The organism is Streptomyces sp. SAS_270, from assembly GCF_052543295.1.
The window spans coordinates 21,308-45,076 of record NZ_JBMNDS010000086.1 but is presented as its reverse complement, the minus strand read 5'-3'; the positions used below and the strand labels follow the sequence as shown (position 1 = coordinate 45,076).

The following is a 23,769-nucleotide window of genomic DNA, read 5'->3' as shown; positions in this document are numbered from 1 at the left end:
CCCCCCCCCCCCCCCCCCCCCCCCCCCCCCCCCCCCCCCCCCCCCCCCCCCCCCCCCCCCCCCCCCCCTTCGCGACCACGAACGGCCGCCGAAGAGGACCGAAGAAGGGCCGAAGGATGCTGAACGGGGCCTGAGGGCGAACGGCTCAGAAGCCGGGGAAGACGCCCCGCAGTTCGTCCAGGCTGAGCGAGTCGCCGTCGAGGGCCACCCCGGCCGGCGTGTGCGCGGGCGCGTGGCGACCGGTCGTGAGCCGCAGCCACCACTCGGCCGGCGCGCGCAGCACGGCGTCGGGCCCGCTCGGCACCTCGTCGGCGAGCTGGACCGTGTCGTGCACGACCAGCCCGAAGGAGCGCTCCGGCTCGTGCGTCCGCACGGCGATACGCACCGCGCGCCCGCCCAGTACGTCGGCCTTGCCGAGGAAGCCGATGAGCATGCCGGCCTGGTCCAGAAGCAGTTCGACGGCCACGGGCGCCAGGGTGGCCGCGTGGTCGAACGCGACTTCCACGTCCCAGGTGTGGTGGGTGAACTCGCCGAGTCGCAGGCCCGCGACGGTGGCCACGTCCACGGGCACAGGCAGGAAGCCGAGGTCGACCCGCAGGTCCTTCCGCGCCTGCGCGTCAAGGCCCTCGTAGCGGCTGACCAGTGCCTCGTCGGCGGTCACGAAGGCTTCGGCCCGCTCAACGGGGGACATCGCGTCCCAGCGCGCCCACACGGACTTGTTGAAGTCCGCGCCCGGCGCACCGGTTCCGCCCAACGCGCCCTCCAGCGTGGCCAGGCCTATCTCGGCGCCGCTGCCCAGATGGCTGAGCACCTGCGAGACGTCCCAGTCCGCCGCTCCGGACGGTCGTCGCAGGTCAGCGGTGGCCAGGCCGTGCACCACGGCGGTGAGGTAGTCGTGCCCGCTGCGCAGGGCGTCGATCGTCCGGTCGGCACGTTCGGTCATGGTCGTCTCCAGAGAAGGGCGAGCAGGGTGTGTCGCACGATTCAACTCCCCGAGGATGTCCGCGGATTCCCCCAGCCGACCGGTGTTGCGTCGCCTCCTCACACGAAGGTCTGCCCGTCCCTCGTCCCGGCCGCGACCCACAAGGCGATCTGCGTGCGGGATCGCAGGCCGAGCTTGTCGCGGACCTTGTCGAGGTGGGTGGCGACCGTGCGGGTCGACAGGCCCAGGCGCTCCGCGATGTGACGGTTGGTCAGGCCTTCGGCTACGAGTTCGGCCACCATGAACTCCCGTCCGGTGAGGGTGAGGAGGAGCTCGGGGGCCTTCGCGGCGCCCGGGGCCCTTCGGGGGGCGCCGTCCGCTGCCCGGAGGGCGTAGGCGACAAGCCGCTCCCCGCGCAGGCGGCGGCTGCCGCTGACCGCTGCCTCGCGCGCGGCCGGCGACAGCCGTGTCCTGGCGCGCGCCGCCGTCTGCTCCACCCGGCGCCGCCAAGGGGTCTCGGCCTCGGTGTCCAGGCCGCGACGGGCCTGCACGCTCGCCTCGTACAGTCGTAGGGCTCGCTGCATGTCACCGCTCTCGGCGGCCACCAGAGCAAGGCCCTCGACGGGGTACAGCGCGTGGAAGCTTGCCTCGGGGACGATCCGCAGCACTTCGGCGAACAGTTCCTCCGCGCTGTCCAGCCGGCCCAGCGCGAGCCGTACGGCGCCCGCGGTGTGCAGGGCGGCGGCGGTCCGGCTCCATGGCGCGCGCTCCCTGATCACCGGCAGGCAGCGGGACATGAGCACGTCGGCCTCCGCCTCCCCGCCCGCTTGGAGCAGCGCCCAGGCCAGGTGGTGGGTGCACCACGCGGTGTCCTGTGGTCTGCCGAGCTCGGTGACGATGTCCAGGCACGCGCGCAGGTCCGCGACGGCCGGGGCGGATTCGCCTCGGCACAGATACGCCGCAGCCCGCGCGTCCAGAGCATTGGCGAGGCCCGCGGGGTGGTCGCGCCCGCGCTCCAGGTCCACCGCCCGGTCGCCCAGGTGCAGCGCCTGGACGGGGTCGGCCCGCTGGCAGGCCACGCGCGCGGCGAGCGCGAACGCCGCGCCGCCGGACGCCCGGCGGTCTGCGTCCCGCAGCAGTTCGGTCAGCAGCGGGCGGGCGGCCGACGGCTGCTCCTGCTGGTAGTGCACGCGCGCCAGTTCCAGCGCCAGCCGCGCTTCCGGGGTTCCCTCGGGCCCGGTGGAAGAGGCCAGGGCGGCCGCGAGATTGTCCCGCTCGGCGGCCAGCGGGCTGCCGGCCTGGTCGGCGAACACCTCGTCCTCTGCCCGGTCCGCCAGCTCGTTCAGCCAGCGAAGGACCCGCTGCCGGGTGGCGTGCAGTTCGCCGGATGCGAGGAGGCGCTCCATGGCGTAGGCCCGGATGGCGCTCAACTGCCGGAATCGCGCCGCCTCTTCGTCTCCGGATGCCTGTCCGGATGCGTCTCCCCGTCCGACTCCGGGCAGGCGGCTGATCAGGGACTTGGCCTCAAGCGCGCAGAGGATGCGGAGGATCTGCCGCGGCGCGACGCCGTCACCGGCGCAGACAGCCTGCGCCGCGGCCGTGTCGAACCCTCCGACGAGAACCGCGAGGCGCCGGAAGACCGTCTGTTCGGCCGGATCGAGCAGCCGGTGGCTCCAGTCGATCGCGGCGGCGAGCTCGCTGTGGCGCCGGGGGCCGGTTCTGCTTCCGTCGGCCAGGAGGGACAGCGCGGACACCGAAGGCAGGAGCGGTATTCGGGACAGCGGGGAAAGCTGGTCGTCCAGTCCCGCCAGGATGTCGCGCAGGGGAAGGGTTCCTGCCCGGCGCGCCGCGAGTTCGATGGCGAGCGTCAGGCCGTCCAGTCGTCGGCAGATCTCGGCGACGATCCAGCCGTTGCCCCGGTGGAGACGGAATCCGGGTGCGCGGCCGGCGGCGCGGTCGACGAACAGCCGGACGGCATCGGCCCGCAGCAGGGCCACCGGGTCGTCCGAGGCATCGGCGGGCGGCAGGGGCAGTTCGCCGACCCGGACGACGACCTCACCGGGCACCCGCAGGGCTTCCCGGCTGGTGGCGAGGATCCGTAAGCGGGGGCAGTGGCTCAGCAGGGTCGCGGTCAGCCGGGCGCACGGTTCGGCCAGATGCTCGCAGTTGTCGAGGATCAACAGCCGCGGGGCGTCGCCGATCGCCCGGACCAGGGCGTCGACGCCGGACCGGCCCGCCCGTTCGGCCACGGCCAGACCGGCGGCGACGGACTGCGCGAGCAGGGCGCCGTCCTGCAGCGCGTCGAGTTCGACCAGGTGGACGCGTCCGTGACGCCGGGGCGCGTCCTTGGCGAACTCCAGAGCCAGCCGTGTCTTGCCGACGCCGCCTGCCCCGGTCAGGGTGACGAGCCGCGACGTCCGCAACAGGGCACACAGGCTCGACAACTCCTGCCGCCGGCCCACGAAGGAGTCGAGGGCCCGCGGCAGGTCGCGCCCCTGGACGGTCGCGGAATCCGCGGCCGGCGTGACAGTCGGCGCGGTCGGCGGCGTCCTCGGAGGACCCCCGGTCGCCGCCGACCGCTGTCTGAGGGCACGTTGCCTGCACGCGTTGGAGCAGTAGCGAGCCGGCCGACCGCCCCCGTGCACGCGCGGGGTCAGCGCCGCGCCGCACACCTCACACGTCAGGCTCCGGGTCATCCCCGGTTCCTGGCCATGCGTGACCGGGACGAAACCATCGCGGCCCTCTCCGTGTCAGGGCGTGGCCGCGGGCCTGATGCCGAGTACGACGGTGCCGATCACGCCCTTGCCCAGGTCGCTGCCCATCTGGGTGAGGGTCAGCAGGGTCGACGATCCGCCGTTGCGGTAGATACCGTCCCTGGCGTTGAGCGTGCGGGTCGCCGAGTTGCTCCGGTAGGGCGCCAGGGCGGCGACTTTGGTGTTGTACGTCTCGGGGAAGTACAGCTGGCCCGTGTGGGACACATGGCCGCCGTGATACGTCCCGTTGGACACCGTGCCGCCCGCGTGGGTCTTCACATGGATGTGGAGGGCGCGGCCGACATACCAACCGGGGTAGACGGTGGCGAACTCCGCGACGCCTGTGGAGTCGGTCAGTTGGACACCGCGCAGGAAGGTGGTGTCCGGAGTGGAGCCGCCGGCCACGTATCCCGAGTACACGCCCAGGGCGTCGCAGTGCCATATGTCGACCGCCGTGTTGGGCAGCGGGGAGCAGGTCGCGGTGTCGACCACCGTGACGCGGAGGGTGAGCGGCACGCCGGCCTTGCCCTCGGTGATGTTCTTGCGGACCGTCTCCAGGTCCAGGTAGTACGGCCCCTCGGTCTGCTCGGGCGTGAGGACGCAGGCGGCGGCCAGTCGGGCAGGAGGCTGGGTCGCGGTGTTCGGCTCCGCGGCGGCGGTGGCCTGCGCGGCCGTGAGACCCAGGGCCGCCACTCCGAGGGTCGCGCCGCCCAGCGTCGCGATGACAGATCTGCGGGTGGCGCCGGCCGGAGGGGCGACCGGCTCGGAACCGCGCTCCGGTTCCGCTGAATTGAGGTGGGGGGTGTCAGTCATGGGGCTGACGATGGCGCGCACGACCGCCGCCGGGATCGGTCGAACGACCGAGGAATCGGGCGCGTTACGAAACTCACCGCGCCCCGTTCACGGCACCGGCGCTGTTGCGCGTGCTGTCCCAGAAGCTCGACCGGCCGTCGGTGGGCGGCGGCGACAAGCCAGGAGGTCGCGATTTCATCCGCTCCCTGGAACTGCTCGCACATCGTCGGCTTCGGACACTGCGGTTGTCCCCCGGTGCCGCCGGGGGTGCTCCCGCTGCGGAACCGGGGGACAGCGGGAGCGAATTGACCCCGGTTGCGCGGCTAGCGTTCCGATACAGGGGCGCCCCTCAGGCATCCTCCGGAAACGAGCGCCCGACCGAAGGAGCCGTACCCCATGGACCGGACCGATGCCACGCGCCGCAGCGTGCTCTCGCTGGGCGCCGCGGCCTCCGCCACACCGTGGCTCGGCACGGCGCGTGCCGACGCCCGGACCCCGCCCCCTGCCGACGCCGCGCCCGGCCCGCTGGACGACCTCGGCATCACCGAGCTGCGCAAGCGCATGGAGGACGGAGAGCTCGACGCCGTACGGCTCACCCGCTACTACCTGGACCGGATCGAACGGATCGACCCGCTCCTGCACGCGGTGATCGAGGTCAATCCCGACGCGCTCGGCGAGGCCCGGCGGCTGGACGCCGAACGGCATCCGCGCGGGCCGCTGCACGGTATGCCCGTCCTGATGAAGGACCTGGTGGAGACCGCGGACCGGATGCACACCACGGCCGGATCGCTCGCCCTGGAGGGTCTGCGGCCGGCAAGGGACGCCACGGTCGCGGCCCGGTTGCGTGCGGCGGGCGCTGTCATCCTCGGCAAGACCAATCTGAGCGAATGGGCCGGCGGCCTGTCGCTCACCCACCACGCCGGCTGGAGCGCCCGGGGCGGGCAGACCCGCAACCCGTACAAGCTGGACCGCTCGCCGAACGAGTCCAGCTCCGGCACGGCGGTCGCCGCAGCGGCGAGCCTGTGCGTCGGCGGCATCGGTACCGAGACGAACGGTTCCATCATCGACCCGGCCTCGGCGAACTCCGTCGTGGGGGTGAAGCCGACCGTCGGGCTCGTCGGGCGCGGGGGTGTGATCCCCGGCGTGCCGAGTCAGGACAGCGTGGGTCCGATCGCGCGCACGGTCCGCGACGCCGCGATCCTGCTCGGCACCCTCGTCGGTGTCGATGCCCGCGATCCTGCGACCATGGCGAGTCGCGGTCGCTTCCACCGTGACTACACCCGGTTCCTGCGCGCCGACGGCCTGCGCGGCGCGCGCATCGGCGTGCCCCGAGCCGTGTACTTCGGCTACAGCCACCACGCCGACGAGATCGCGGAGCGGGCGATCTCCGTGCTTCGCGCGGCCGGAGCCACCGTGGTCGACCCGGCCGACATCCCGACGGCCGAGCAGTTGGAGGACCTGCCCGGTTCCATGGTCGTCCAGGCCTACGAGTTCAAGCGGGCGCTCAACGCCTACCTGGCCGGCGCCCCTGGTGAACACCCGCGCAATCTGGCCGAGTTGATCGAGTTCAACCGTGCGCACGCCGACCGCGAACTCCGTTACGTCCGCCAGGACGGGCTGGAAGCGGTGCAGCGGCTGGACTTCTCCGAGCGCGAGTACCGCGAGGCGCTGGCCACCAACCACCGGCTGTCCCGCGCCGAGGGCATCGACGCCGTGCTGCGCCGGCACCGGCTGGACGCGCTGGTCATGCCGACCACCGGACCACCCGCCAAGATCGACCTGGTCCTCGGGGACAGCTATGGCGGCGGTGCGTCGACACCCGCCGCCCTTGCCGGGTACCCCGCGGTCAGCGTCCCGGCCGGTTTCGCGTTCGGTCTGCCGGTCGGCGTGACGTTCATGGGTACGGCATGGAGCGAGCCGACCCTGCTCCGCCTGGCGTATGCCTACGAGCAGGCCTCGCGCGTCCGCCGCCCTCCGACATACCGCCCGGCCGACATCGGCTTCTGACTCGGGACGGCCGCCGCCGGCCGATCGATCGTCCGATCACCACCACGGACTTCTACTCGGCCGGCAGGGCCTCCCGCATCAACTTCGCGGTGGACGCCGGGTCGTAGCCCTCGGGAACGCCGCCGACCAGGATGATGTCGCCCTCGATGTGCCGCGCGCGCAGCGGTGCGATCTCCTGGTAGTCGGGTGAGTCCCACCAGGCCCGCGCCTCGGCGATCCCGGGGAAGCCGATCACCACGACATGCCCGGGCCAGCCGCCCTCCTTCACCTCGTGCTGAGTGCCGTGTACGAGGAAACGGCCGCCGTACGGCTCGAAGGTGGCCGGGATGCGCTCCATGTACTCGGCGATCTCGGGGTGCGGGGCGGCCTCCTGCAGATGGGCTATGGCGTAGGCGGGCATGGTGTCCTTCCGGTTTGTCGGGTCGATCCGTACACCGACAACCATGCCAAGCGGTCGCGCCGGGGTCGATGACCTCGGAGGTAAGGCGGCGGTCGACGCCGCGCAGGTCACCGAAGCGGTTCGCCGTCCGGAACCTGCGAGCAAGCTGATCGTCCGGCGCAGCCGATGCCGTGGGCTGCCCCGGGTCAGCGCACCCTCCCGCGCGGTTTCAGCGGCACCGGCGGGAGTTCGGGTGCGGGCAGTGCGGCGCCGTCGTAGCCCTTCACCTCACCGAAGCGTGAGCCCGTCATCCAGTCCGAACGGGCCTGCGCGATGTCCTCGTTGGACCGGCCGATGAAGTTCCACCACATGACGAGTTCCTCGTCGAACGGCTCGCCGCCCAGAAGCATCAGGCCCGCGTCCGACAGGGCGCGCAGCGGGAGTTCGGTGCGGCCGCAGCCGAGGTAGAGCATGGAACCGGGCAGCAGCGGGACGCCGTCGACATGGGCCTCGCCGGACATGGACAGCACGGCGTACTCGAAGTCGGGCTCCAGCGGCAGGCGTACGTCGGCGCCCGCGGAGAGGGCCAGGTCGGCGCCGACGATCGGGGTGTACGTCGTACCGGGCGACGTCGCGCCGTCGACGCTGCCGAGGATGAGCGTGGCCTTGAGGCCGGGCGCCGTCACGACGGGCAGTTCGGCGTGGTGCTCGAAGTGCGGGTCGGTGTGGCGGTGACCGTCCGGGAGGGCGACCCAGAGCTGCGCGCCGTGCAGCAGGCGGGCGTGCGCCTTGGGGCTCTCCTCCGAGTGGCTGATCGCGCGGCCCGAGGTCATCAGGCCCAGTTCACGCGGGCGGATGGTCTGCAGGCTGCCGGTGGAGTCGCGGTGCAGGACCTCGCCGTCGTGCAGCCAGCTGACCGTCTGCAGCCCCATGTGCGGGTGCGGGGGAACCTGCATGCCGGGCTCGTCGGCGATGTCGTCGGGCCCGTAGTGATCGACGAAGCACCACGCACCGATCATGCGGCGGCCCAGGTTGGGCAGCAGGCGGCGGACTTCGGTGGACTCGCCGAGCTTGACCCGGCGGGGACTGAGGAGTTCACGGACCGGTTCGGCCACCACGAAACCGCGGCCTCCACAGAGCGCGGGTACCGCCTCACGATCAAGATTGCTCATGGCGCACAACCTAGCCCTGCCGGGGACCCTCCGTCAGTCCGTCGATCCGCCCATTGAGGGGCACTTGGCTCGGAACCGGCGCGGGACCCGGGCCTGCGGTCACCGACGCGTGCGCCCTTGGTCGCCGTCGGTCAAAAACAGTAGCCATGGACATAGTAGCCATGTATGGTTTCTGTCATGAGTTCGGTATCCGAGGGCGCGACGCCCGGTTTCCTTGTCTGGCGTCTGTCGATGAAGTGGCGCGTGGCCGTCGACCGCGCGGTCGCACCGCTCGGCCTCACCCACGCGCAGTACTCGCTGGTGGCATCGCTGTACGGCCTGCACCGGGACGGTCGGCGGCCCAGCCAGCGGCAGCTCGCCGACCACACGGGGCTTGAGGCGCTGTACGTCTCGAAGCTGGCCCGCGCCCTGGAGACGGCCGGGCTGGTCGACCGGACGAGGGATCCCGTGGACCCTCGGGCGATTCAGCTGTCACTCACCGAGAAAGGGCGCGAGGTCACACGGCGGGCCATCCGGGTCGTCCAGGGGCTTCTGGACCAGCTCCTCGAACCCCTCGGTGGCCTCGACGGCGAGCGCACGAAGGCCCTCAGCAAGGAGCTGGTGACCCTGCTCGACGTACCACTGGACCCACAGCCCGCCCCGCACGACTGAGCGAGACGCACGACGAAGCACGACCAGCACCACAGGCACGGCCGGCACAACCCGAGCAGGACGCACGAGACACACGACCGAGACACACAACAAGGAGCAGCCATGTCCACCACCACTCCCCCCGCCACCCCCGCCCCCTCGGTCAACGGTCAGGTCATCGGCCTCGCCCACTACGCGAGCCGGGCCCTCCTGGAGGCCATCCTGGCCCGCACGGGAACCAGCTTCAACGAGTCGGTCGCCCTCAGGGCCGTCGCCGACAACGGCGGGACCGTCGAGCGTGCCTGGCTCGTGGCCCGTCTCACCGGAGCCCTGAAGATCGCGGAGTCGGCTGCGTCGGAGACGGTCGACGAGATGGCCGAGCGGAAGACACTGGACACGCCCGCGGCCGGGCAGGTGTCGTTGACGGACAGCGGCCGGGAGCTGTTCGAGGGCATCCGCGCCGGCGGCAACCGGATCGCGGCCCGGCTGTACGCGGGCATTCCGGCCGAGGACCTGGCGGCCGCGGGGCGCGTACTGACGCTGGTCACCGAGCGCGCCAACGCGGAACTGGCCGACGCGTAGCGCACCGAAGTCTCCACGCCGGCCCGCCGACCCTCCGCCAAGGTGGTGGAATATTCAACCAGCAGGCTCGGTTGTGGCCGTCGAAGGAGGTCAGCAGTGAACACGACGTACTACGACCACGGAACGGCCGCGGAGCGCTGGGAGCGGGCGCGGATGTTCTTCGACGCCAAGGAATACGCCACCGCCGCGCGGATTCTGGACGGGCTGGTCGAGGAGGTGCCCGAGCAGGCCGGGCCGCGGCTGCTGCTGGCGCGTTCGTACTACCACTCGGCCCAACTTCGGCGCGCGGAGACGGAGTTGCGCGTTCTCGTGGAGCGTGACCCGGTGGAGCACTACGCCCGGCTGATGCTGGGCCGCACGCTGGAGCGCCAGGGACGCCACGACGAGGCCGGGTCCCACCTGCGGATCGCCTCGGCGCTGGCGGGCGACTTCGAGCAACTGTAAATCGCAGGCACAGCAGGAGGCCGAGCCCCGGGCACAGGGGCTCGGCCTTTTGCCGTACCGGCTACGCCGCCCGACCGCCGTACGTCCGCTTCCCCCTCCGGTACGCGATCTCACCGAGCAGCACATCCACCGCGATGAACGCGGCGAGCGGGATGCCGAGCAGCGGGACGAAGTAGCCGAGCACCGCGACGGCCGCCATGAGCGGGACCAGGAGCTGCGCGGGGACCTGTTGCCAGGCGCCGCGCGGGATGGGGCGGCCGAACGCGGAGGCACGGCCGCGCCGCCACCACATGAGGTAGCCCCAGACTATGAGCAGGACCAGGGACAGCGCGAGGGCCATCAGGGCGATCTGGTTGGCGAGGCCGAAGAGGACGCCGGTGTGGGCGTCGATGCCCCAGCGGGTCAGCTTGGCGAGCAACGGGTAGTCGGCGAAGCGGAGTTCGTCGGTCACCTTGCCGGTCGCCGGGTCCACCGCCACCGAGTCCTGCTTCTCGGGCCAGCTGCGCTGGATCTGCCGGACGACGTACGCGGAGGAGGCGTCGGCCGGCGCGACGATCTCGACCGGGTCGCCCAGGCCCTTGGCGCGGGCGGCCGCGAGGACCTTGTCGAGGCCCACGCCGTGGTCGGTGCCGCCGGCCGCGGCGCCGGATCCATGGCCCGCGTGCTCGCCGCCTGCCGCCGCCGACACGGAGGGCGTCGCCTGGTCGAGCGAGGTCCGCAGGTCGTCGATGTTCGCACCGGCGTACGTCGACCAGGTCAGGCCGGTCGCCGAGAGGAAGAAGAATCCGGCGGCCGCCCAGACACCGACCGTGCCGTGCAGGCCGAGGGTGCGACGCCGCCCGCTGGTGCCGCGCACCTTGCGCTGGGCGCGGCGGCGGCCGAACCACAGCACGAGCCCGCCGCCCGCGATCACCCACAGCCAACTGGCCGCCAGCTCGCTGTAGAGGCGTCCGTTCTCGCCGAGTTGGAGGTTCGCGTGCAGCCCGTCGATCCAGGTGCGCAGCGGGAGCGCGCCGGTGGACCCGTACTGCTCCAACGACCCGCGCACCTTGCCTGTGTACGGGTCGACGAAGACGGCGAGGGTGTGGTCCTCGTCGACGCCGGGAACGCCGGAGAGCAGCACCCTGGTCGTCGCGTCGGCCTCCGGCGAGGGACGTACGGCCGAGAGCGTGCCCTCGGGGTGCGCCTTGCGGGCTGCGGCGACCTGCTCGCCGATCGGCAGCTTGGTGTCACCGACCGGAACGGTCAGCTCATGCGCGTAAACGATCTTCTCGGCCTGGAACGAGGCGGCGTACAGGCACCCCGTCAGGGCGGCGACCAGCAGGAACGGGGCGATCAGCAGCCCGGCGTAGAAATGCAGGCGCAGGACCAGCGGGCGCAGGACGGGCCCCAGGCCACGGGCCGACGTCGGTGTCGGAGTCGGCGAGTCGGACTGAGGGGAGTCGTCCGCCTCGGTCGAGGGAGCGGTGGTCATCGGCGGGTTCTCCGTGGGCAGGGGACGGACTCGGGCCAAGGGCAGGGGAGTTCACCCGTGGCGGTCCAGTAGTCGGCCCCGTCCGTCACCGAGTTCCCGGCCTTTCGTGTGATGTGGAGCACAGGGGGTGCGTGCGGGAGACGTCGAGCCGCCTCGCACCGCGCGATTCCGCTTGGCATCCTGGCGCGATGGCATCCGAACGTGACCCCAGCACCTCCCGCCCGCTGAGCGACCGGATCGAGGAACTCCTCGCCCACGAAGGCCCGCTGCCGATCGTCGCCGCCGGGGACCCCGTGCTGCGCCGCGCCGCCGAGCCCTTCGACGGCCAGCTGGAGCCGGGCCTCCTGGCCCGTTTCATCGCGGCGATGCGCGCGACCATGCACGCGGCGCCGGGTGTCGGACTCGCCGCGCCGCAGGTCGGCGTGGCCCTGCGGCTCGCGGTCATCGAGGACCCGGCGCCGGTGTCGCAGGAGGTGCGGCTAGCGCGGGGCAGGGAGCCGCAGCCCTTTCGGGTGCTGGTCAATCCGTCGTACGAGGCGGTCGGCGCGGGCCGGGCCGCGTTCTTCGAGGGCTGCCTGAGCGTGCCGGGCTGGCAGGCGGTGGTGGCGCGCCATGCCGAGGTGCGGCTGAAGGCGCTGGACGAGCACGGCCGCACGGTCGACGAGGTGTTCACGGGCTGGCCCGCGCGCATCGTCCAGCACGAGACGGACCATCTGGACGGCATGCTCTACCTCGACCGCGCCGAGCTGCGCTCCCTGTCCGCGAACCAGGCGGTCGCAGAGCGCTGGATGCAGCCGACCCCCGAACAGGCCGCACGGGAACTGGGGTTCACGCTCCCCGACTGACGGCCGTCGTCCGGCAACCGTCCTCTGACACCCGTCTGCCGGACCGCACGGCATCGGTGAACAACACCGGTGACAAACACTGGCCAAAAAACCGAAGGCGCGCCGCACGCTCTTCCCGCTACCGTGAAGGCATGTCTACGCCCCGGCTCTCTTAGCTTCAGGACCCGCTTCCACGCCACCCGTGTGTCCTTTCGCTGATTGATCCCCCGGAGCGTTTCTCATGATCACCGTCCGCGGTGCGGATGTGCGCGTCGGCGCCCGTCTGCTGCTGTCCGACATCTCCTTCCACGTCTCCCCCGGCGACCGCATCGGCCTGGTCGGCCGCAACGGCTCGGGCAAGACGACCCTCCTGAACACCCTGGCGGGCGAGGCGCGGCCCACCGCCGGGTCCGTCTCGCGCAGCGGGGCGCTGGGTTACCTGCCGCAGGACTCCCGCGCGGCCGACCCCGCCGTGACGGTCACCGACCGGATCCTGTCGGCGCGCGGCCTCGACCGGGCGGCACACGCGCTGCGGGCCGCCGAGACGGCGATGGCCGAGGCGGTCCGACCCGGCTCGCAGGAGCGGGCGATGGACGCCTATGTGCGCGCGGAGGCCGAGTTCCAGGCGCACGGCGGGTACGCCGCCGAGGCGGAGGCCGCCCGGGTCGCCGCCGGACTGGGGCTGCCGACGCGCGTGATGGACCAGCCTGTCGGCGCCCTGTCCGGCGGGCAGCGGCGCCGCGTCGAGCTGGCCCGCATCCTGTTCGCGGGCCACGGCACACTGCTCCTCGACGAGCCGACCAACCACCTGGACGCCGACTCGATCGCCTGGCTGCGCGCCTTCCTGACGAACCATCAGGGGGGTCTCGTGCTCATCAGCCACGACACCTCACTGCTGGCCGAGACGGTCAACCGTGTCTTCCACCTCGACCCGCGGCGCGCCGCGCTCGACGTGCACAACACCGGCTGGCACGCCTACCTCGCCCAGCGGGACGCCGCCGAGCGCCGCCGTGCGCGGGAGCGGGCGAACGCCGAGCGCAAGGCGGCGACCCTGCACACGCAGGCGGACCGGATGCGCGCGAACGCGGGAACCTCGATGGCGGCGAAGAACATGGCACGCCGCGCCGACCGTCTGCTGGCCGAACTGGAACCGGTGCGGCAGACGGACCGGGTGGCCAGGATCCGGCTGCCCGAGCCCGCCCCCTGCGGACGGATGCCGCTCGGCGCCGTCGCCCTCGCCAAGTCGTACGGCGAGCGCCAGGTGCTGAGCGGCGTGGACCTGGCCGTCGACCGGGGCAGCCGGCTGGTCGTCCTCGGCTTCAACGGGGCGGGCAAGACGACGCTGCTGCGCCTGCTGGCCGGACACGAGAGGCCGGACGGCGGACGGGTGGTCCACGGCCACGGACTGCGCGTCGGCTACTTCGCGCAGGAGCACGACACGCTCGACCCGTCCGGCACGGTCCGCGGGCACCTGGGCGCGGCCGCGCCGCACCTCACGGACGGCGAGGTGCGGCGTGTGCTCGGCTCGTTCCTGTTCACCGGTGACGACGCCGACAAGCGCATCGGGGTCCTGTCCGGCGGCGAGAAGACCCGGCTCGCGCTGGCGGGCCTGGTCCACTCCGGTGCGAACGTGCTGCTCCTGGACGAGCCCACCAACAACCTGGACCCGGCCTCCCGCGCCGAGGTGCTGGCCGCGGTGGGCACGTACCCGGGCGCGATCGTCATGGTCACCCACGACGAGGGCGCGATCGCGGCCCTGCGCCCGGACCGGGTGCTGCTGCTCCCGGACGCGGACGAGGACCTGTGGAGCGAGGAGTACCTGGAGCTCGTCCGGCTGACCTGATGGGGCCGCCTACTTGTCCCGGTAGGCCTCCAGCAGTCGCAGCCACACCTCGCTCACCGTCGGGTACGACGGCACGGCGTGCCACAGGCGGCTGATGGGCACCTCCCCGGCGACGGCGACCGTCGCCGAGTGGATCAGCTCGCCGACGCCGGGGCCGACGAAGGTGACGCCGAGCAGGACCTCGCGTTGCACGTCGACGATCATGCGGGCGCGGCCGCGGTAGCCGTCGGCGTACAGACCCGCGCCGGCCACCGAGGAAAGGTCCACGTCGACGGAGCGGACGCGGTGGCCGGCCTGTTCGGCCTCGGCGAGGGAGAGGCCCACGGCCGCCGCCTCCGGGTCGGTGAAGACGACCTGGGGTACGGCCGCGTGGTCGGCGGTGGCGGCGTGTGCGCCCCACGGGTCCGTCTCCAGCAGGGGGGCGCCCTCGGCGCGGGCGGCGATGGCGGCACCGGCGATGCGGGCCTGGTACTTGCCCTGGTGGGTGAGGAGTGCACGGTGGTTGACGTCGCCGACGGCGTACAGCCATTCGCTGCCGAGCACGCGCAGGCTGTCGTCGACAGTCAGCCACGAGCCGGGCTCCAGGTCGACCGTGTCGAGGCCGAGGTCGTCGGTGCGCGGAGCGCGGCCGGTGGCGAAGAGGATCTCGTCGGCCTCGATGCGGTCGCCCTTGTCGGTGAGCACCACCACGGCGGAGCCCTCCCGGGTGACCGCGGACACCGAGGTGCCGGTCCGTACGTCCGCGCCCGCCTCGGCGAGGGCGTCGAGGACCAGTTCACCGGCGAACGGTTCCATGCGGGGCAGTACGCCCTTGCCGCGGACCAGGAGGGTGACCTGCGAGCCGAGGGACTGCCAGGCGGTCGCCATCTCCACGGCGACCACACCCCCGCCCACCACGACGAGCCGGCCGGGCACGGCGGGCGCGCTGGTGGCCTCGCGGCTGGTCCAGGGCTTGACCTGGGCGAGCCCGGGCAGGTCGGGCAGGAGGGCGCGGCTGCCTGTGCACACGGCGACGGCGTGCCGGGCGGTGAGCACGTGCCGCGCGCCGTCCGGCCCGTCGACGGCCACCGTGCGCGGCCCGGCCAGCCGGCCGTGTCCGCGGTAGAGGTCGGCACCGATGCCGCTGAGCCAGTCGACCTGGCCGTCGTCCTTCCAGTGGGAGGTGTAGTCGTCGCGGTGTGCGAGGACCGCGGGAGCGTCGAGGGGGCCCTGCACGGACTGGCGCAGTCCGGGCACGCGCCGGGCGTCGGCGCGGGCGATGGCCGGGCGCAGGAGGGCCTTGCTGGGCATGCACGCCCAGTACGAGCACTCGCCGCCCACCAGTTCGCTCTCCACGACCGCGGTGGAGAGACCGGCCGCACGGGTGCGGTCGGCGACGTTCTCCCCCACGGGTCCGGCACCGAGCACCACGACGTCGTAGGCGATGGATTCCGTTTCCGTCATGGGGCCAGTCTGGTGGGTGGTGTGCGCGCTGACCACACGGGTACGCGCGCGGAATACGCCGCGGCGGTGCGGCGTTCTCAACAGCGGCTTGGCCCCCGAGCCCCGACATTCAGGAAGAGGGATGCACGCCATGAGCAGCACCGTGGAGCTCACCAAGGAGAACTTCGACCAGACGGTCACGGAGAACGAGTTCGTCCTGATCGACTTCTGGGCGTCCTGGTGCGGGCCGTGCCGTCAGTTCGCCCCGGTCTACGAGAAGGCCGCGGAGGCCAACCCCGACCTGGTCTTCGCCAAGGTCGACACGGAGGCGCAGCCCGAGCTGGCCCAGGCCTTCGACATCCGCTCGATCCCGACGCTGATGATCGTCCGCGACCAGGTGGCGATCTTCTCCCAGCCCGGAGCGCTGCCCGCCACCGCACTCGACGATGTCATCGGGCAGGCCCGGAAGCTGGACATGGACGAGGTCCGCAAGTCCGTTGCCGCGCAGCAGGCACAGCAGGGCGAGTAGCTCTCCGTCCCGGCGTCGGATCCCGATCGGATCCCGGCGATCAGAAGGGGTACGTCGCCACGTCCCCGCGCACTGTCGTCCAGCGCACGTCGGTGAAGGCCTCCAGGTTGGCCTCGCCGCCGAAGCGGGCGCCGGTGCCGGAGGCGGCGATGCCGCCGAAGGGCGCGACGGCCTCGTCGTTGACGGTCTGGTCGTTGATGTGGGCGATGCCGGTCGGGATGCGCTCGGCGAGATCGAGGCCGCGCGCGGTGTCCCGGGTGACGATGCCCAGCGACAGGCCGTAGGGGCCCTCGGAGGCGAGGGCCGCGGCCTGTTCGGCGGTGGTGAAGGAGCGCACCGGCGCGACCGGGCCGAAGACCTCCTCGCTGTACGCGGGGGTCGCGTCGTCGACTCCGGCCAGCACCGTCGGCCGGTAGAACAGCCGCTCATGGGTGCCACCCGCCGCGAGCTTCGCGCCGCGCGCCGTGCTGGCCTCCACCAGGCCGTGGATCTTGGCGAGTTGGGCGTCGTCGATGATCGGACCGAGGTGCACCTGCTCGCGGTACGGGTCGCCGACGGCGAGCGCTTCGGCCTTCGCGGCGAGCCGTTCGACGTACTCCTCGTACAGGGAGGCGTGCACGAGATGGCGTCCGGTGGTCATGCAGATCTGGCCCTGGTGGAAGAACGAGCCCCACGCGGCCGTGGAGATCACCGCGTCGAGGTCGGCGTCCTCCAGCACGATCAGGGCGGAGTTGCCGCCCAACTCCAGGTGCACGCGCTTGAGATGACGTCCCGCCGCCTCACCGACCGCGCGTCCGGCGGCCGTTGAGCCGGTGAAGGAGACGACGGGCACCAGCGGGTCCGCCACCAGCGCCTGGCCGGTCTCGGCACCGCCCGGCAGGACGTGCAGCAGCCCCTCCGGCAGCCCGGCCGCCGCGAAGACCGCCGCGAGGACGAGGCCGCCGCAGACGGCGGTGCGCGGGTCCGGCTTCAGCACGACACCGTTGCCGAGCGCGAGCGCGGGGGCCACCGAACGGATCGAGAGGATCAGCGGCGCGTTGAAGGGCGCGATCACGCCGACGACACCGACCGGGACCCGCCGGGTGTACGACAGCCGGGGCGCCTCCGACGGCAGGATCTGGCCGGTGGGGCGGGAGACGAGCGCGGCCGCCTCGTAGCACTCCTGGGCGGCGACGTGCAGCTCGAAGTCGGCCTTGCCGGGTATCGAGCCGGACTCGCGCACGATCCAGTCGCGCAGCTCGTCGGCGTGCTCGGTGAACAGGTCGCCGGCCTTGCGCAGGGCGGCGGCACGGACGAAGTGCGGGGCCCTGGCCCAGTCGGCCTGGGCCGCGCGGGCTTCCTGCGCGGCCGTGGCGACGTCCTGGGCGGCGGCGAGCGTGACGGTGGCGAGCGTGTCGCCGGTGGCGGGCTCCGTGACGGCGTACTCACCCCCGGACAGGGTGCGGGACTGCCAGGTCTTGGGGTCGAGCAGCGGCATGACGCTCTCCGATCGATCACTGTCGCCGGTGGAATTCACAGGGCGAGAGGGAGTCCCGTGTAGTTCGCGGCCAGTTCGGCGGCCGCGGGCCGGGATGCCGTGATTCGGCGCAGCCGTGCGAGCTGCATCCGGTGTTCGAAGGCATCCCCATCTGGTTGAGCGTGCAACATCTTAGTCATGTCGTACGAGAACCGCGTGGCCTGCCAGACCCGGTCGAGACACATCTGCGAGTAGCGGTCGAGAAGTCGGGCGGATCCGGTGCGGTGCAGCTCGGCGAAACCGCGGGCCAGTACGCGGACGTCGGCCACGGCGAGGTTGAGGCCCTTTGCGCCGGTCGGCGGCACGATGTGGGCGGCGTCCCCGGCCAGGAAGAGTCGTCCGTGGCGCATCGGCTCGTGGACGCAACTGCGCATCGGGGTCACCGACTTGGTGGTGATCGGTCCGCGTTCAAGGCGCCAGTCGCCGTCGATCGCGAAGCGCGCGTCGAGCTCGTCCCAGATACGGTCGTCGGGCCAGTCCCGCAGGTCCGCGCCGTCCGGGACCTGGAGGTAGAGGCGGGAGACGGCCGGTGAGCGCATGCTGTGCAGCGCGAATCCGCTCTCACCGCGCGCGTAGATCAACTCCTCGCAGGAGGGCGGCACTTCGGCGAGGATCCCGAGCCAGGCGTAGGGGTAGTCGTGCGCGTATGTGCGGCTCACCTCGGGCGGAAACGCGTTGCGCGCGATGCCGTGGGACCCGTCGCAGCCGACGACCCAGTCGCAGCTCAGGGTCTGCTCCCGGCCTTCGTGCACGAAGCGCACCACGGGCGAGTCACTCTCCGCCTTCTCGACGCCGAGCGCCTCGGCCTGGAACAACAGCGGTGGTCCGTCGGCGAGTTGGAGGCCGACGAGGTCCTTCACGATCTCCGTCTGGGGGTAGATGGTGACGGTACGGCCGCCGGTGAGCGCCGGGAAGTCGAGGTGGTGGCGTTCACGGTCGAAGCGCAGCTCGATGCCGTGGTGGGTGAGGCCCTCCAGGTCGAGGCGGTCGGCGGCGCCGCACTCGCGCAGCGCGTCGACCGTGCCCTGCTCCAGCATTCCGGCGCGCTGGCGCTGCTCGACGTACGCACGCGCTCTGCTCTCCAGGACGACGCAGTCGATGCCCGTCCGGTGCAGCAGTCTGGCCAGCAGCAGTCCGGCAGGGCCTCCGCCGATGATGCCCACCGTGGTCCGCATGACGCGCCTCCCAGGGGATACGACAGCAGGATCTCAGCTGGAGTCGCGGTGCACGACCGTTGCGCCCAGGACCTCGTGCGCCTCGGGCGCGGCGCCCGGTTCCCGTACCGCCCGGTCGACCAGTTCCGCCAGGTCGCGCCCGGACGGCAGATCGATGTGGACCGTGCTCAGGCGTGGCCGCAGCAGGCGGCCGAGCATCAGGTCGTCGGCGCCGACGACGGCCGTCTCGTCCGGGATGCGGATGCCCTCGTCCTGGAGGGCGCGCATCAGGAGCATGGCGTACTCGTCGTTGTAGGCGAAGACGGCGTCCAGGCCGAGAGAGCGCCAGCGTCCGGCGAGGCGGGCCGCGGCTTCCTCGTCGTACGCCAGTGGCAGTTCGGTCACCGTCGCGTCCATGCCGTGCAGGGCACGGCGTACGCCTTCGAGACGGGGCGCGGAGAAGACCTCCAGGCCGGGTTCCTCGGGCACCACGACACCGATGCGGCGCCGGCCGCGGGCCGCGAGATGGGCGCCGGCGCTGTGGCCGACCTTGTGGTGGTCCATGAGCAGCGCGTGCGCGCCCTCGACCCGATCGGGCCCCAGCGTGACGACGGCCCGCGCGCCGGAGCGCTTGAGGACGGCCACGCCCTGCGGACCGAGGCTGCTGCCGGGCACCAGCACGGCGACCGGCCGCAGCTCCGCCCAGGCCCGGGCGGCCTCGTCGCCGTGCAGGCCGACGCTGCCGTGCTGCACGACGGTGTAGTCGAGGCGGCTCAGCGCCCACTGGAGTTCGTTGAGGAACTGGCTGTAGAGCGGGCCCACCGGCACGGGCGGCGCGGGCATCAGGACCATTCGGCTGTGCCCGGCGCGCAGGCTGCGCGCGGCGGCGTGCGGGACGTATCCCAGTTCCTTCGCCGCTGCGTGGACGCGGCGGCGGGTGGGTTCGCTGATGCGGACGGCGCTGGTGTTGTTGAGGACGTAGGACACGGTCGCGCGCGAGACGCCTGCCAGACGGGCCACGTCGGCACTCGTCGGCACGGAGCGCTGGGCGGGCGGTTGCGGTATCTGCTGCACCATGACGTACGGCATCCTTGCAGAAGCCGGCCGCGGGCTCGGGGCCGGGTGAACTTCCGGCGCGGGAACGTGCCTCGGGGGCAGCCGGCCCGCACTCCGCAGCGCGGCTCGGGCCGGGCAGACCTGCTCCCCTCGCCGCCCGGCGGCCTCAGCTCACCGGTTCGGTGCGGGTCACGCGCGCCACCAGGTCCAGCCAGCCGGCCTCCAGCCGCTCCAGGGGCATGCCGCACTGCTTGGTCAGATGATGGGCCAGGACGGGGTCGAGGTACCCCATCAGCGTGTGGGCGAGGAGTTCGCAGTCGCCGTCCGGGACCGCCTGCCGCAGCAGCAGGGTGACATGACCGGCGAGAACGCGGCGGGGCGCGGCCGAGAAACGGCGGGCCGGGTCCGGTTCGGCCGCCAGTTGCAGTTCCAGCGCGTCGACCGAGCGGCGCAGGACCGCGCAGCCGAACGCCCGCAGCCGCTCGACGGGCGGCGCCCCGGGTCCCAGCGGCGGCGGACCGCTGAGGAACGAGGCCTGGAGCTGCTTCTCGGAGTGATCCAGCAACGCCATCAGCAGGCCGGTGCGGTCGCCGAAGCGCCGGAAGACGGTGCCCTTGCCGACCTGGGCCGCGGCGGCGACGGCTTCCATCGTCACCCCGGCCGCCCCGTGCTCCTCCACCAGCCGGGCGGCGGCCTCCAGCAGCCGGGCGCGGTTGCGAGCCGCGTCCGCGCGCAGGCAGGGCTCGTCCACGCCGGACGAAAGCTCCAGCAGGACGGGCTCGTCGGTCGATGCCTGGGGCTTCGGAAAGGGTGGCAGGGCGGCGGACATGAACACAGCGTAACGCGTCGGGAAGAAAACTGGACCGCGGTCCGTTTGGCTGGTAGTAATTAAAGCGGACCTCGGTCCGGTTCATTGCGGCCCTGTTTCAGCACCCTGGAGTCCCCATGTCTGTTCGCATCCTCGCGCTCGTCGGCAGCCTGCGTGCCGGTTCCCACAACCGCCAGCTCGCCGAGGCGGCCGTCAAGCTCGCTCCCGAGGGCGCGGAGGTCGAGCTGTTCGAGGGCCTGGCGGAGGTCCCCTTCTACAACGAGGACATCGACGTCGAAGGCGCCGTGCCTGCCGCCGCCGCGCGCCTGCGCGAGGCCGCCGGCCGCTCGGACGCCTTCCTGCTCTTCTCGCCCGAGTACAACGGCACCATCCCCGCCGTCCTGAAGAACGCCATCGACTGGCTGTCGCGCCCGTACGGCGCCGGCGCCTTCACCGGCAAGCCGGTCGCCGTGGTCGGTACCGCCTACGGCCAGTTCGGCGGCGTCTGGGCGCAGGACGAGGCCCGCAAGGCCGTGGGCATCGCCGGCGGCACCGTCCTGGAGGACGTCAAGCTCTCCATCCCCGGCTCCGTGGTCCGCTTCGCCGAGACCCACCCGGTGGACGACGCCGAGGTCGCCGGCCAGCTCACCGAGGTGATCAGCCGCCTCCACGGTCACGCGGAGACGGCCACCACCGCGGCCTGACACCGACGCCTCACCCCTCGACACCTCGGTGCCGAACGGCCCCGGCCGTACGGTGACTGACGCGGCTCAGCCGAGCTCGCTCAGCCGCCGGACGACCGGGGCCGCGGTGCGTTCGATCCACGCGGCGGGCTCCTCCTCGCGCGGTCCCACGATCACGGTGTCGACCCCGAGCTTCGCGTACTCGGCCATCTCCCGCGAGAACGCGTCGACGTCACCTTCTCCCGGGGCGCCGCCCGCGGGCACGATCGTCGTGCGGATGTCGGCGTAGTCGCGCCCCACGGCATCGCAGTGCCCGCGCAGCACGTCCAGCTTGTGCGCGGTCTCCGCCGGGGACGAGGTGATCAGGTTGCACGCGTCCGCGTACTGGGCGACCAGCCGCAGCGTCTTCTTCTCCCCGGTGCCGCCGATCATGATCTCCGGATGCGGTGCGCTCACCGGCGCGGGAACACAGAGCGTCTCGGCGAGCCGGTAGTGGGTGCCCTCGAAGGGGCCGTTGGTGTCCGGGTCCCACATCTGCAGGCAGATCCGCAGCGTCTCCTCCAGCCGTTCGAAGCGCTCGGCGAGCGGCGGGAACGGAACGCCGAGCCCCTCGTGCTCACGGTCGTACCAGGCCGCGCCGATACCGAGCGTGGCCCGGCCGCCGGACAGTACGTCGAGCGTGGTGGCGACCTTGGCCAGCAGCCCGGGGTGGCGGTAGGTCACGCCGGTCACCAGCGCGCCGAGGCGGACCGTGGAGGTGTGGGCGGCGAGGTAGCCAAGGGTCGTGTAGGCCTCCAGCATGGCGTCCTCGGCGCCGCCGTTGAACTCCATCTGGAAGTAGTGGTCCATGACCGACAGCCAGCTCACGCCCGCGGCCTCGGCGGCGGCACCGGTCGCGGCCAGCTCCGGGCCGAGGCCGACCGCGCCCCGGGGGTGATTGAACCGAGTGATGTGGACGCCCAACCGCATGTCCGTCTCCCGTCGTGTCCCGTCGTGCCGAGACCTCTGCCGGATCGGTCACCGGCTCCGGTGACGCTAGTTCTTGGAGCGCTCTCGAAGTCAAGCCCTGCCGTCGAGGGACGGCTCGGTGTCAGGATGACCTGCTGTCACAGCGGGCCTGTGCCATGAAGGCCGGATGGCGACAGCGATACTGAGCCACGACGTTCGGGGGCCGCGGCGACGGCCACCCGCCGGATGGCGGGACACTTCCGCCGTACGGCGGCGTCCGCGCCCGGGGCGGGGCGCCGACGATGACCGTACGAGCCGCCGGAACGGCACCCGCCCCGTTCGAGGAGTAACCATGCCCCTGGTCCCGCCCCCGTTCGACCCCGAACTCGCCGCCGCCCTGGAGCTGGTCGGCGAGCTGGTCCCTCCCGCCATCACGCTGGACCATCTCCCGGTCGCGAGGGAAGGCGTCGGCGCCCTGCTGCCGCCCGACGAGACGCTCACCGGGGGCGGTGCCTTCGAGGTCGAGGACCGGACGGTGCCGGGCCCTGCGGGCGCGCCCGACATCTCGCTGCTGATCTGCCGTCCGGCCGCGCCGGTGCACGACGACCCGCGTCCCGTCGTCTACCACGTCCACGGCGGCGGCATGATCCTCGGCACGAACCGGTTCGGCATGGACGTGGTCCTGGAGTGGGCGAAGGAGCTGGACGCCGTCGTCGTGTCGGTGGAGTACCGGCTGGCGCCGGAGAACCCCTACCCGGCCGCCGTGGAGGACGTCTACGCCGGACTGCTGTGGACGGCCGAGCATGCCAAGGAGGTCGGCGGCGACGCCGAGCGGATCGTGATCGCCGGCTCCAGCGCGGGCGGCGGCCTGACCGCCGCGCTGGCCCTGCTCGCCCGCGACCGCGGGGGCCCGCGGCCGCTCGGCCAGGTCCTGATGTGCCCGATGCTGGACGACCGCAACGACAGCCCGTCCGTGCGGCAGATGGAGGGCATCGGCATATGGGACCGTACGTCCAACGAGACAGGCTGGACCGCACTCCTCGGCGAGCGGCGCGGCGGCCCGGACGTACCCGCGTACGCCGCACCGGCCCGGGCCGAGGATCTGACGGGGCTGCCGCCGACCTTCCTCGACGTCGGCTCCGCGGAGACGTTCCGGGACGAGGTCGTCGCGTACGCCTCGCGCCTCTGGCAGGCCGGCGGGCGCGCAGAACTGCATGTGTGGCCCGGCGGTTTCCACGGCTTCGACGCCTTCGCCCCGCAGGCCGCGCTGTCGCAGACGGCCCGGGCGGCCCGGATTCAGTGGCTACGGCGGCTGCTCGGAGAGTGACCCGGTAGCGCACCATGGACGTATGAGAGAGCTGGCAGGGCGCCTGACCGCGCTGGATCCGGACGCCGGTGCCGCCGTTCGGGTCATCGCCTACTTCGACCGGCTGTCCGAGGCCCGGGCCGGCCTGGAGGCACTGGTCCGCGGCGCCGCCGTACTGGCCGGCTGCCCCGCCCGCCTCGCGGACCCCGACCGACGCGTCCACGTCCGCGTCGAACCCGACGGCATACGCCGCGACACCGACGCTCCACCGGATCCGACCTGGCCGTCCGCGGCACTGAGACCGGACGGGGCTCCGGCACTTTGGCTGGAGCGGAGCGAGGGGCAAGCGGGTTCGGCGGAGATGGCGGTCGGCGCGGTCGGCGCGGTCGGCGCGGTCGGCGCGGTCGGCGCGGTCGGCGCGGTCGGCGCGGTCGGCGCGGTCGGCGCGGTCGGCGCGGTCGGGGCCGAACGCGTCGACGGTGTGCGGGACATGGGCCAGGAACTGGCCCCCGCACGGGCTGCCGA

Annotated in this window: 21 protein-coding genes; 9 read left to right on the top strand and 12 right to left on the bottom strand. The window is 72.6% G+C overall.

The window, feature by feature from the left end:
• Nucleotides 1-145 precede the first annotated feature (145 nt).
• From ACN6LB_RS38135 to ACN6LB_RS38125, 3 genes are all read right to left on the bottom strand, one after another.
• Nucleotides 146-943 (bottom strand): maleylpyruvate isomerase family mycothiol-dependent enzyme, encoded by a 798-nt coding sequence (locus tag ACN6LB_RS38135; protein WP_445029852.1) that lies wholly within the window; start codon nucleotides 941-943, stop codon nucleotides 146-148.
• A 98-nt stretch (nucleotides 944-1,041) separates the two neighbouring features.
• Nucleotides 1,042-3,618, bottom strand: a complete 2,577-nt coding sequence (locus tag ACN6LB_RS38130) for an ATP-binding protein (protein WP_445029851.1) — start codon at nucleotides 3,616-3,618, stop codon at nucleotides 1,042-1,044.
• A gap of 54 nt (nucleotides 3,619-3,672) precedes the next feature.
• The gene (locus tag ACN6LB_RS38125) at nucleotides 3,673-4,488 is read right to left on the bottom strand and encodes an intradiol ring-cleavage dioxygenase (protein ID WP_445029850.1); all 816 of its coding nucleotides are present in this window, start codon (nucleotides 4,486-4,488) and stop codon (nucleotides 3,673-3,675) included.
• A gap of 375 nt (nucleotides 4,489-4,863) precedes the next feature.
• Between ACN6LB_RS38125 and ACN6LB_RS38120 the strand changes: the two genes are divergently transcribed.
• Entirely contained in the window at nucleotides 4,864-6,474 is a 1,611-nt protein-coding gene (locus tag ACN6LB_RS38120) for an amidase (protein ID WP_445029849.1), read from the top strand.
• Between the two features lie 52 nt (nucleotides 6,475-6,526).
• On the opposite strand, the gene ACN6LB_RS38115 is transcribed toward ACN6LB_RS38120, so the two are convergent.
• Together ACN6LB_RS38115 and ACN6LB_RS38110 are read right to left on the bottom strand one after the other, a co-directional pair.
• Nucleotides 6,527-6,874: a DUF1330 domain-containing protein gene (locus ACN6LB_RS38115; RefSeq protein ID WP_445029848.1), complete on the bottom strand. Its 348-nt coding sequence runs from the start codon at nucleotides 6,872-6,874 to the stop codon at nucleotides 6,527-6,529.
• 185 nt (nucleotides 6,875-7,059) lie between these two features.
• The gene (locus ACN6LB_RS38110; RefSeq protein ID WP_445029847.1) at nucleotides 7,060-8,025 is read right to left on the bottom strand and encodes a pirin family protein; all 966 of its coding nucleotides are present in this window, start codon (nucleotides 8,023-8,025) and stop codon (nucleotides 7,060-7,062) included.
• 177 nt (nucleotides 8,026-8,202) lie between these two features.
• Between ACN6LB_RS38110 and ACN6LB_RS38105 the strand changes: the two genes are divergently transcribed.
• The 3 genes from ACN6LB_RS38105 to ACN6LB_RS38095 all read left to right on the top strand — a co-directional run bounded on the left by ACN6LB_RS38105 (nucleotide 8,203) and on the right by ACN6LB_RS38095 (nucleotide 9,681).
• A complete protein-coding gene (locus ACN6LB_RS38105; protein WP_445029846.1) occupies nucleotides 8,203-8,676 on the top strand; it encodes a MarR family winged helix-turn-helix transcriptional regulator in 474 nt (157 codons plus the stop codon).
• Nucleotides 8,677-8,778: 102 nt separating this feature from the next.
• Nucleotides 8,779-9,237 (top strand): MarR family transcriptional regulator, encoded by a 459-nt coding sequence (locus ACN6LB_RS38100; RefSeq protein ID WP_445029845.1) that lies wholly within the window; start codon nucleotides 8,779-8,781, stop codon nucleotides 9,235-9,237.
• A 96-nt stretch (nucleotides 9,238-9,333) separates the two neighbouring features.
• Complete coding sequence (locus ACN6LB_RS38095) at nucleotides 9,334-9,681, top strand: tetratricopeptide repeat protein (RefSeq protein WP_356138330.1); 348 nt, start codon at nucleotides 9,334-9,336, stop codon at nucleotides 9,679-9,681.
• Nucleotides 9,682-9,742: 61 nt separating this feature from the next.
• Here the strand turns inward: ACN6LB_RS38095 and ACN6LB_RS38090 are convergent, their stop codons facing one another.
• Nucleotides 9,743-11,155 carry a PepSY-associated TM helix domain-containing protein gene (locus tag ACN6LB_RS38090; protein ID WP_445029844.1) on the bottom strand — a complete coding sequence of 471 codons (1,413 nt, stop codon included), beginning with the start codon at nucleotides 11,153-11,155 and terminating at the stop codon, nucleotides 9,743-9,745.
• Nucleotides 11,156-11,343: 188 nt separating this feature from the next.
• Between ACN6LB_RS38090 and ACN6LB_RS38085 the strand changes: the two genes are divergently transcribed.
• Together ACN6LB_RS38085 and ACN6LB_RS38080 are read left to right on the top strand one after the other, a co-directional pair.
• Nucleotides 11,344-12,000, top strand: coding sequence for a peptide deformylase (locus ACN6LB_RS38085; protein ID WP_356138326.1), 657 nt, complete (start codon nucleotides 11,344-11,346; stop codon nucleotides 11,998-12,000).
• 220 nt (nucleotides 12,001-12,220) lie between these two features.
• Nucleotides 12,221-13,822, top strand: coding sequence for an ABC-F family ATP-binding cassette domain-containing protein (locus ACN6LB_RS38080; protein ID WP_445029843.1), 1,602 nt, complete (start codon nucleotides 12,221-12,223; stop codon nucleotides 13,820-13,822).
• A 9-nt stretch (nucleotides 13,823-13,831) separates the two neighbouring features.
• Here ACN6LB_RS38080 and ACN6LB_RS38075 read toward each other — a convergent pair whose 3' ends face one another.
• Nucleotides 13,832-15,265: a dihydrolipoyl dehydrogenase family protein gene (locus ACN6LB_RS38075; RefSeq protein WP_445029842.1), complete on the bottom strand. Its 1,434-nt coding sequence runs from the start codon at nucleotides 15,263-15,265 to the stop codon at nucleotides 13,832-13,834.
• Nucleotides 15,266-15,395: 130 nt separating this feature from the next.
• Between ACN6LB_RS38075 and trxA the strand changes: the two genes are divergently transcribed.
• Nucleotides 15,396-15,773, top strand: a complete 378-nt coding sequence (gene trxA / locus ACN6LB_RS38070; protein ID WP_356138320.1) for a thioredoxin — start codon at nucleotides 15,396-15,398, stop codon at nucleotides 15,771-15,773.
• A gap of 40 nt (nucleotides 15,774-15,813) precedes the next feature.
• Here the strand turns inward: trxA and ACN6LB_RS38065 are convergent, their stop codons facing one another.
• The 4 genes from ACN6LB_RS38065 to ACN6LB_RS38050 form a co-directional block, all read right to left on the bottom strand.
• Nucleotides 15,814-17,250: an aldehyde dehydrogenase family protein gene (locus ACN6LB_RS38065; protein WP_356138318.1), complete on the bottom strand. Its 1,437-nt coding sequence runs from the start codon at nucleotides 17,248-17,250 to the stop codon at nucleotides 15,814-15,816.
• Nucleotides 17,251-17,285: 35 nt separating this feature from the next.
• Nucleotides 17,286-18,464 (bottom strand): 4-hydroxybenzoate 3-monooxygenase, encoded by a 1,179-nt coding sequence (locus ACN6LB_RS38060; RefSeq protein ID WP_356138316.1) that lies wholly within the window; start codon nucleotides 18,462-18,464, stop codon nucleotides 17,286-17,288.
• 33 nt (nucleotides 18,465-18,497) lie between these two features.
• Complete coding sequence (locus ACN6LB_RS38055) at nucleotides 18,498-19,532, bottom strand: LacI family DNA-binding transcriptional regulator (protein WP_356138314.1); 1,035 nt, start codon at nucleotides 19,530-19,532, stop codon at nucleotides 18,498-18,500.
• 133 nt (nucleotides 19,533-19,665) lie between these two features.
• Nucleotides 19,666-20,328: a TetR/AcrR family transcriptional regulator gene (locus ACN6LB_RS38050; RefSeq protein WP_356138311.1), complete on the bottom strand. Its 663-nt coding sequence runs from the start codon at nucleotides 20,326-20,328 to the stop codon at nucleotides 19,666-19,668.
• A 116-nt stretch (nucleotides 20,329-20,444) separates the two neighbouring features.
• On the opposite strand from ACN6LB_RS38050, the gene ACN6LB_RS38045 reads away from it, so the two are divergent.
• The gene (locus ACN6LB_RS38045; protein ID WP_356138309.1) at nucleotides 20,445-21,011 is read left to right on the top strand and encodes an NAD(P)H-dependent oxidoreductase; all 567 of its coding nucleotides are present in this window, start codon (nucleotides 20,445-20,447) and stop codon (nucleotides 21,009-21,011) included.
• 66 nt (nucleotides 21,012-21,077) lie between these two features.
• Here the strand turns inward: ACN6LB_RS38045 and ACN6LB_RS38040 are convergent, their stop codons facing one another.
• The gene (locus ACN6LB_RS38040; RefSeq protein ID WP_445029841.1) at nucleotides 21,078-21,959 is read right to left on the bottom strand and encodes an LLM class F420-dependent oxidoreductase; all 882 of its coding nucleotides are present in this window, start codon (nucleotides 21,957-21,959) and stop codon (nucleotides 21,078-21,080) included.
• 331 nt (nucleotides 21,960-22,290) lie between these two features.
• On the opposite strand from ACN6LB_RS38040, the gene ACN6LB_RS38035 reads away from it, so the two are divergent.
• Nucleotides 22,291-23,265, top strand: a complete 975-nt coding sequence (locus ACN6LB_RS38035; RefSeq protein ID WP_445029840.1) for an alpha/beta hydrolase — start codon at nucleotides 22,291-22,293, stop codon at nucleotides 23,263-23,265.
• Nucleotides 23,266-23,769: the final 504 nt, after the last annotated feature.